Annotated in this window: 4 protein-coding genes; 3 read left to right on the top strand and 1 reads right to left on the bottom strand. The window is 35.6% G+C overall.

The genetic code is table 11. From position 1 onward, the window contains the following. Positions 1–341: 341 nt before the first annotated feature. Positions 342–620, bottom strand: coding sequence for a hypothetical protein (locus tag CUN59_RS18685; RefSeq protein ID WP_104389255.1), 279 nt, complete (start codon positions 618–620; stop codon positions 342–344). Between the two features lie 199 nt (positions 621–819). On the opposite strand from CUN59_RS18685, the gene CUN59_RS18690 reads away from it, so the two are divergent. From CUN59_RS18690 to CUN59_RS18700, 3 genes are read left to right on the top strand one after another with little or no spacing between them, the layout of a single operon-like run. Then, positions 820–1,803 carry an ABC transporter substrate-binding protein gene (locus tag CUN59_RS18690; protein ID WP_104389256.1) on the top strand — a complete coding sequence of 328 codons (984 nt, stop codon included), beginning with the start codon at positions 820–822 and terminating at the stop codon, positions 1,801–1,803. A 9-nt stretch (positions 1,804–1,812) separates the two neighbouring features. Continuing rightward, on the top strand, positions 1,813–4,533 hold the full coding sequence (locus CUN59_RS18695) for a hybrid sensor histidine kinase/response regulator (protein WP_104389257.1): 2,721 nt from the start codon (positions 1,813–1,815) through the stop codon (positions 4,531–4,533). 16 nt (positions 4,534–4,549) lie between these two features. Continuing rightward, on the top strand, positions 4,550–5,170 hold the full coding sequence (locus tag CUN59_RS18700; RefSeq protein WP_104389258.1) for a response regulator: 621 nt from the start codon (positions 4,550–4,552) through the stop codon (positions 5,168–5,170). Positions 5,171–5,229: the final 59 nt, after the last annotated feature.

Here is a 5,229-nt window from a genome sequence, read left to right on the forward strand (position 1 = left end):
TTGACTGTGATGTTTAGAGCTCGTTATAGATGTCAGTAATAAAAGGAGTTACAGAATGTACTTCAACCCTACTATACATTCTCATGTCATTCTAACTCTGTTCCCTGCTATGCTCTGAGCTTTCCTCACTCTTCCCTGTTCCCTGTTCCCTGTTCCCTGTTCCCTGTTCCCTGTTCCCTGTTCCCTGTTCCCTGTTCCCTGTTCCCTGTTCCCTGTTCCCTGTTCCCTGTTCCCTGTTCCCTGTTCCCTGTTCCCTGTTCCCTGTTCCCTGTTCCCTGTTCCCTGTTCCCTGCTATATCTAGGAATTAGGTAAGATTCATGGAATAGTCAAAAATCAACAATCAAAATTGCCGAATCAAAGAGGTTTTTTTATTTATAGCATCCCAAACTATCCAGTTAACATCATTGTCTAAATTATTGGCTTGATTGGTAACTTTAAAATAGAACTTTTCCCCGGTTTTAAATTGTACAGCAAAATCAGCATTTTGGGCGAAAACAACTATAAAACCTCTATCTCGTAAACAATACATTGCCCAATTTTTCAAAGATTGTTTATGGGGTTCATGGGGAATTGGTGGGTTAGTAATTACGTCTTCAATAACTTTTAAAACTTTTTCCATGTTTGCATTTAATCGGAATGACCATAAATTTACGGCAGATGGCAAGTCAATCAGGTACAAACTAAGACGGAAAACATGGCTTACACCACATTGTGCTATCAGACCCGCTTCCTGCCCCGGTTGGTGAGCGTAAGCGTAGCCCTTTACCACTGCCTCCTGCCTTCTGCTGTATATCATAAACCTATCGGTGACATCTTCTATGTCTAAATTACTCAGATATATTACTATTTTTATAATTACTACCAGTTTGTTATTTGCTTGTCAGGGTTCAAAAATGACTCAAATGAAACGTTCTCCTTTAAAAGTCGCTTTTATCAATTTTATCGGGTATAATTCAGCCATTATTGCCCAAAAAAAAGGATTTTTTCAAGCCCAAGGGGTAGAAGTAGAACTGAAATATGATATCAAGTTTGCCCAATTGCAACAGGCTGATTTTAGTGCTGGGAAGTATGATGGTATCGGTATAACTTTAGGCAGTTTCATAATCTTGAGTGCCAAAAATCCTGATATGCAAGCTGTGATGGTTGTGGATGAAACAAATGGGGCAGATGTGGTAGTCGCGCAACCAGATATTAAAACCGTTGCTGACTTAAAGGGAAAAAATTTGGGTGCTTTACTAGGTAGTTTTAGCGAAGTTTTTGTCACTCAAATGTTAAAAACAGCGAACTTAACTAATGAAGATGTGAACTTAGTTAAGGTTGAGGCTTCAGAAATTCCCCCAAACCTGAAAAATAATACTATCCAAGCGGGACATACTTGGGAACCCTATCTTTCTGATGCTTTAAACTCAGGGGGACATATTATATTTACCAGTAAACAAACTCCTGGGTTGATTTTGGATCTAGTAGTATTTAGGGGTAATATTATCCGCGATCGCCCCCAAGATATTCGCTCATTTGTACAAGCATGGCTACAAGCTGCAACTTACTGGGAAAATAACATTGAAGAAGGAAATGCTATCATTAGTAAAGCTTTAAATATACCGATCAATAAACTTTCTTTAGGGGGAATTAAGCTCACTAATTTAGCCGAAAATCAACAATTATTTCAATTTAATAGTTCTAATTCTATTTATAAAACTGCCAAAATATATGCAGACTTTTTTATTGGTACTGGCAACGTGACGCGCATTCCTGAGATTAAAACCTTATTTAATTCTTCCTTTTTCAACCCTCTATCTTAATTTGCTGCTATGCCGCACTCGGTTTTAAACAGTATCCGCACCAAATTAATCACCTCGTTTCTTTTCGTTGCTTTGACTCCATTAGTTTTATTAACATTTATCAATAAGGAGACAACTGAAAAAGCCCTAACTAATAACGCTCAACAAGCCCTATCAGCAGCAGCTAACGAAACCAGTAACAGTATAGATGCTTTTATTGATGAAAATCTTAGTGCTGTGCGTGTTGAGGCTATTTTACCGGGTTTGGCCTCTTATTTGCGTTATCTCCGTCTGCATCCCACACATCCAGAGAATGGCCCGGAAAAACTGTTGGCGTTAAAAACATTAACTTGTTTAAGTCGGAAAGATATGTTGAATATTATTTCTTATGCTTTGTTGGATTTAAATGGTAAAAATGTTTTGGATACAAATGCACCGGATATTGGCAAAGATGAATCTAATCAAGATTATTTTCAAGAACCGATGGCAACAGGGTTATCTTTTGTGTCTACCATGAAGCAGATGCCAAATATGCCAAACATTGTTACTCTGTTTTTTAGTAGTCCAGTTCGTACTCCCGATGGCAAGATATTGGGTGTGTTGCGAATTAAATATAATGCTACTGTTGTGCAGCAATTAGTAACTCAACAAACTGAACGGGCAGGGGCAAAATCTTTGGCTATTCTTTTAGATGAAAATTATATTTATTTGGCACATAGTGCTGCACCTAACTTAGTTTTTAAATCAATTGTAGCTTTACCTGGCAATGTGATTCATAAAATGCAACGAGAAGGGCATTTAACTAATTTTTTAGCCCCAGGAATGACTACCAATGAATTAAAAATTAAGGAAGCCTTGGATAATAAACAATCCTATCTGATAGAATCTTTAGCACCTACAGCTAATCAGTCTAATTTAATAGCGATCGCTCATTTAAAATATAAATCATGGTCTGTGTTATTTGCCCAACCTGTTGATGTGGCCTTAGCACCTGTAAAAAAACAAATTCATAACGCAATATTTATATTTATATTTATTGTTGGAGTAGTGACAATTATCGCTTTTATAATTGGACAAATGCTCACTAAACCCATCATTTATCTTACTAATGTAGTTTCCCAATTTACCGCAGGTAACTTAGATATCCGCGCTACAACTATTTCAAAAGATGAAATCGGGCAACTGGCTAAATCATTTAATAAGATGGCATTGGAGTTACAAACATCTTTGGAAACCTTAGAAAATCGGGTACAGGAACGCACCACAGAGTTAGCAATTGCTAAAGAAAACGCAGAAGTGGCAAATCAAGCCAAAAGTGCTTTTATTGCCAATATGAGCCACGAATTGCGCTCTCCTTTAAATGCTGTGCTTGGTTTTTCCCAATTAATGTTACGCTCCCATCATCTACCATCTGATCAATATGAAAATATAAATATCATTTACCATAGTGGGGAATATTTACTCTCATTAATTAATAATGTTCTGGATTTATCAAAAATAGAAGCAGGTAAAACTACTTTTTACCCTACGGATTTTGATTTTTATAAATTGCTAGATGACCTGGAATATATGTTACATTTAAAAGCACGTAATCAAGGTCTAAATTTAATATTTAAAATCAGTGAAAATGTTCCTCGCTATATTTGTAATGATGCTGTGAAACTTCGGCAAGTATTACTAAATTTAATTACTAATTCTCTCAAATTTACCCGTGAAGGAGAGATTGTTTTAACGGTAAATAATAGTAGTCAAGAAACAATGGAGATTTTAAATCTTGATTTTCAAGTTCGTGATACAGGTGTAGGTATTGCCCCATCAGAATTACCTCAACTATTTACAGCTTTTTATCAAACAAAATCGGGAAAAAACTCTCAAGAAGGAACAGGTTTAGGTTTAGCAATTAGTAAAAAGTTTGTCCAGTTAATGGGCGGTGATATTTCTGTAGAGAGTGAATTAGGAAAAGGGACAACTTTTAAATTTTCTATTCAAGCAAAATTAAGCCCAAAAAATAATAGTAGTCTCATCAAAAAACCTGCACAAATTTTAGAACTTGCACCAAATCAACCCACATATAAACTATTAACAGTAGATGATAAACCTATTCATCGTCAATTATTAATTAAACTTTTAGAACCCTTGGGCTTTGAAATTAAAGAAGCTAGTAATGGCCAAGAAGCTATCACTATTTGGGATAATTGGGAACCCCACATCATTTTAATGGATATGAGAATGCCTGTAATGGATGGTTACGCAGCCACTAAGTATATTAAATCTACCACCAAAGGCAATGCTACCCCCATTATCGCTGTCACTGCAAGTGCTTTAGAAGAAGAAAAAGCCATTGTGCTTTCCTCTGGATGTGATGATTTGATTCATAAACCTTTTACTGATCATACAATTTTTGATACCTTAGCTAAACATTTGGGTGTTAAATATCTTTATAAGGAAATATCAATAGATAAAATTAGAACTACTGATAGCTCCGTGTGTCTTCAAATTCCATCAGAAAATGTGCTTAAATCGGAAGATTTAAGGATTATGTCTAATGAATGGCTTTTCCAACTATATACAGCATCACTAGAAGCAAATCTTAATTTAGTGCTACCATTAATTAAAGACATTCCCCAAACAGAAACGGTTTTAATTCAATCCTTAACTGAACTGATCAGCCAATCTAAATTTGAACAAATTATTGAGTTAGTAGAATCTTTGATAGATCATCACTCGAATGCTTCGCCCCAAAACATTTAGAATAACATAATTAATTATGAATCCTAATCCTAAGGCAGAAAATAAAGGCACTATTCTTTTAGTTGATGATATTCCTGAAAACTTACAATTATTAAGCGAAATATTACTTACATATAACTACATTGTCCGCCGAGTTACTAGTGGCAAAATGGCACTAAAAACCGTCAAAATAAAGCCACCAGATGTAATTCTCCTAGATATTAAAATGCCAGAAATGGACGGTTATGAAGTTTGTCAGGCACTTAAAGCCGATCCAGATTTATGTGATATCCCCGTAATTTTTGTGAGTGCTTTAGATGAAGTATTTGATAAAGTCAAAGCTTTTGAATCTGGGGGAGTAGATTACATTACAAAACCATTTCATCTGGAAGAAGTATTAGCACGTTTAGAAAATCAACTCACAATTCAAAGGCAGAAAAAAGCACTGAAAGAGGAAATTATTAAACGTCAGGAGTCAGAAACCAAATTTGCAAATATTTTTCATCATAGTCCTGATCCCGTTTGGATTTCTACCTTACCAGAAGGCCGTTTTGTCAATGTCAATGATAGGTTATGCCAGTTTTTAGGTGCTACCCGTGAAGAACTATTAAACCCACATTCCGCACTTCAATTTGTAGTATACATACGAGTATCATAAGGAGAATCCGTGCGTATTCAATGATTAATACGCACATCTGGCAGTAGAAATATATACAG

Origin of the sequence: Cuspidothrix issatschenkoi CHARLIE-1, assembly GCF_002934005.1 — a bacterium.
GTDB classification, from domain to species: domain Bacteria; phylum Cyanobacteriota; class Cyanobacteriia; order Cyanobacteriales; family Nostocaceae; genus Cuspidothrix; species Cuspidothrix issatschenkoi.